General features: G+C 46.1%; 7 protein-coding genes and 1 pseudogene. 7 read left to right on the top strand and 1 reads right to left on the bottom strand.

The genetic code is table 11. The features are described 5' to 3' along the window. Nucleotides 1-251 precede the first annotated feature (251 nt). Nucleotides 252-548: a hypothetical protein gene (locus B9T16_RS27100; protein ID WP_410246220.1), complete on the top strand. Its 297-nt coding sequence runs from the start codon at nucleotides 252-254 to the stop codon at nucleotides 546-548. Between the two features lie 235 nt (nucleotides 549-783). Continuing rightward, complete coding sequence (locus B9T16_RS27095; protein ID WP_006616132.1) at nucleotides 784-1,110, top strand: hypothetical protein; 327 nt, start codon at nucleotides 784-786, stop codon at nucleotides 1,108-1,110. Nucleotides 1,111-1,313: 203 nt separating this feature from the next. Here B9T16_RS27095 and B9T16_RS27090 read toward each other — a convergent pair whose 3' ends face one another. Continuing rightward, nucleotides 1,314-1,544 carry a hypothetical protein gene (locus tag B9T16_RS27090; RefSeq protein ID WP_410246219.1) on the bottom strand — a complete coding sequence of 77 codons (231 nt, stop codon included), beginning with the start codon at nucleotides 1,542-1,544 and terminating at the stop codon, nucleotides 1,314-1,316. Between the two features lie 210 nt (nucleotides 1,545-1,754). On the opposite strand from B9T16_RS27090, the gene B9T16_RS27085 reads away from it, so the two are divergent. From B9T16_RS27085 to B9T16_RS27065, 5 genes and pseudogenes are all read left to right on the top strand, one after another. Further along, entirely contained in the window at nucleotides 1,755-1,922 is a 168-nt protein-coding gene (locus B9T16_RS27085) for a hypothetical protein (RefSeq protein ID WP_410246218.1), read from the top strand. After that, a complete protein-coding gene (locus B9T16_RS27080) occupies nucleotides 1,909-2,109 on the top strand; it encodes a hypothetical protein (RefSeq protein WP_410246217.1) in 201 nt (66 codons plus the stop codon). Before B9T16_RS27085 ends, B9T16_RS27080 begins: the two co-directional genes overlap by 14 nt. Continuing rightward, nucleotides 2,106-2,372, top strand: a complete 267-nt coding sequence (locus B9T16_RS27075) for a hypothetical protein (protein WP_410246216.1) — start codon at nucleotides 2,106-2,108, stop codon at nucleotides 2,370-2,372. Before B9T16_RS27080 ends, B9T16_RS27075 begins: the two co-directional genes overlap by 4 nt. Continuing rightward, nucleotides 2,365-2,853 carry a hypothetical protein gene (locus B9T16_RS27070; RefSeq protein WP_410246221.1) on the top strand — a complete coding sequence of 163 codons (489 nt, stop codon included), beginning with the start codon at nucleotides 2,365-2,367 and terminating at the stop codon, nucleotides 2,851-2,853. The genes B9T16_RS27075 and B9T16_RS27070 overlap by 8 nt, the downstream gene beginning before the upstream one ends. A gap of 274 nt (nucleotides 2,854-3,127) precedes the next feature. Further along, nucleotides 3,128-3,410: pseudogene (locus B9T16_RS27065) on the top strand (IS110 family transposase); the annotation flags it as partial.

Raw genomic sequence — 3,410 nt, 5'->3', positions numbered from 1 at the left:
TCCATCAATTCGGACCGATTCAGATTTAGCTCCATAGCCATCTGATCCAGTAGCCCGACTGCTGTTTCCGTTAACGTCATCGAGACTGACTTCTTGTTTTCCCCGTACAGCGTGCTGCGGGTCTTCCATTATTCGAGCGCGATAGGTAAAAAGCCGGATGTTGAGAGCGGGGAAGCTGGTAGATTGATGCGATCGCCTTGGGGTTGGTCAGGCGATCGCAAAAGCACACCCTATATATAGGTAAAAAGCCTATGGTCAAACCAAACGCCGAGGCCGCCAATTTGCCTAGCGGATTTCACCGCCTGGACAAAAAACATCAGCGGATTTTCCTGGTCACTTGTTTGGCTTGGATGCTGGCAGATCGACAAGTCGCCGCCAACGGGCAGCAACAAATCGGACGGCATCTAAGACGGACAGCTCAAAGGTCTGTGTTCAAATTATCAGATGAGGAGGTAGCTCACTACATAGCAGAAATTGAGGATTCCATCCAACGGAATCCCCAAATAGCCGGACCTATTGGTTTGGTGTTCAAAGTTCACAAGTCTTGATTCCAAAAGGAAAGGGAAACCCCAACGTTTCCCCTTCCTCCCCATCATCCTTAGCAAAAAGGAACTTAAAGATGAGCGACGTGAATCTACCTCGTTCAGTCATCAGCATAACATCTGAGACTGCTACGGGTCAACTCAACTTGTCCGAATCACTAACAGCAGAGGAGGTTTTTGCATACCTAAGTTTGTTCAACAAATTACTTGAGTACACTCCAGAGGAACTTGAAGAAATTCTATGGAAGCACCAGACAGAAGAGAAATTCCGCTCTCCCATTCTGCCGTTTCCGACACGGCCAAATCCGTCCTTTTAGCACTACTGCAAAATCCTAGCCTGGTTCAGGAGTTGCCATTAACAACTCAACAGGTTGGTCGCTTGCTAAAAGAAAGCTGGTATCTCGCCAATGAAATGCTGGCGACTTACCAGAGGAGCAATGGGGATGAACTGAGGGCGATCGTTTTAAACGGCCGCCCTAATGAGAAGGTGAAAAACTACGATGTCAACCGACAACAGAAACAACCCGTTCACACAGATAAAACTCCAGGCGGCGACTACTTCAAATGAAGAATTAACCCGTTGTCTGCAAACAGTGACTGCCATTCTGGAATCTAAAAACCCCGACTACAGGGAAATCAGAGCCCAATTGCTTAGGGCCACTTGTTTGAGTTATGAGGTAGTGCGACATCTCGATGCTGCGAACATGAGTATCGGTCACTAAGTCAAAAAACTTGGGGCGGCTTGACCCAAGCCACCCCTAAGCAAGTCATCTAGGAGTTTACTATGCCCAAGTCGGGAGACAACTCAAGCTCTTTTGCCCTTAAACGTGGCTTAATAATAGCACTCCTAGAGGTTGACTTGCTAAATGTGCGATCGCGGCGGCGGGTTAGGCGATCGCTCTTCCCAAAAGTTCTATTTAGGTGCGATCGCTCCCCATCGCCGCCATAGTTAACCAGTCTAACCACTAATAACGGCGCATTGGCGATGAAAAAATTAACCAACCAACAGAAGGCAGATCAGCTTAGTGTCTTAGTTCAACACTTAACCCCTAGCGCCTTAAACACAATGCACAAAGATTTGATGTCTCATTTTAACGAGACATCGATACCAACCTCCAAAAGCAGGATGTAAAAAAAATACTTGAGGCGATCGAGAACGGGGAACTTCCATCAGAGGATTCCTCTGCCGCTGGCGATCACCTGTTGATTTCCATGGCTTGGCAGATTTTCTCTACCAATTCCTACGTTCAAGAAAGGCTGTCATTTGATGATATTAGCATCCAAAAATTCCCGCAATACGCTGACGCAGCCTTACAAAAAACTAAGCTGTTCTTAGAACGGGCAAAAATCTTTATCACCGAGGAAAATGGAGAATCTTGAGTCAGAGATTTACCTAGGTCGCCTAACTGACATCGCGACAAGCATCCAAGACTACGGGGAAAGGATTAGCGTCAGACTTGACCAGTCCACCCTCGAAAAAGACGAGCATTTAGCCGAGGTTATTGGCTACCTACATCTAATTAGACAACTAACCAATGAAGGCATGAAGGAGTTGCGAAAACTGTGACCAATGACCGCGACCATCTGGATGAGCAATTGAGGCGATTGCCAGGGTTTAAAGAAGAGGTCTTAGATGTCAGCTACATGGTAAGGAAACTCTACTATGACATCGACCAACTTTATAACTACTGCTTCACCGACAAACTCACTAAACCCTACGCCCAAAAGCAATTTCTCAACCAACTAGAGAAATTTGTTACCAACACCCAGAAAGCCGGGAAACTCATTCCCAAGCTCATTGAAAAAATTGGAGGCTCTGATGATGAATAGCACAAACCAGCAAAACCCACAAACCCAATACACCACACAGCTAAAAAAGGATATCTTAAAGTCCATTGAAAATATTAGCGTACAGGTTTCCTCTCTGTGGTTAAAAGTTCAAGTCCCGAACCCCGATGAACCCTTAACCAGGGAAAACATCAGTAACCACTTGGAACAGCTAGCACGGGCTGTGAAAGTAGAAGCCAATAACTACAGCGAAAATCCTACCGACGATGATTCCTATGATTTGCTAGACAATTGGATATATATGGCTGATAAATCTACCGAATTTACGGACATCTTGATAGACATAAAAAGAATGGTTGATAATGCCATTTGCGAACTGGTTTTTATCAATGGTTTCTTTTGTGTTCAAGAATGTCAAGATATAGACAGATTCCAGCAGTCAGTTATTAAATGCCACGACGCTCTCTTGTATAACCTACAGAGCCCATTAAGTGAATTAAAAGATCTAGATTTCACCGCCTGATGAGWCCKAGCCGGTAAAGGWCGAAACTTYCCCCTYACACCTGGGGGGAAGTCGCGGATAACCGGGTGATTCCCACCGCATTGATGACTAGCCCCCCCAATGGGAAACGGGAGGTTCCCCTCCCCAGATGTTTACTGGGGGCAGAAGTCAAGAATTGCTTCTAACCGGGTTCCAACCCCGGTTAGATTCTAGGGAGATTTGTTCCCCCAGATAGAATGGGCGAGAGCCGTAACAGCTTCGTGGGAACGATTAACCACAACACTAGAGGTTAAAAATGAATAGTTTAATTGTAGGCCTTGATGTTAGCTCATCGTGGTGCGATGCCGTGTGGCTAGAATTTATGCCAGCGGGTGCGTTGCGGGATTTCTACGAGTCTCCCGCATTTGCTGAGTGCCACCGAAAGCTAGAAGCAAATGCAAAGTCTATCCAGTTTCTTGTGTCTTTGGAGCCGTCTGTGGTGATATTAGAGCCGACCCGAACTTATAGCAGATTCTGGATTGACTGCTTACATCGGGAGGGAATCCCTGTGCTGAAAGTAGATCAGACGATGATTAAGG

This window comes from Arthrospira sp. PCC 8006 (assembly GCF_046480465.1).
GTDB lineage: Bacteria > Cyanobacteriota > Cyanobacteriia > Cyanobacteriales > Microcoleaceae > Limnospira > Limnospira platensis.
This window is presented reverse-complemented; position numbering and strand designations above follow the sequence as displayed.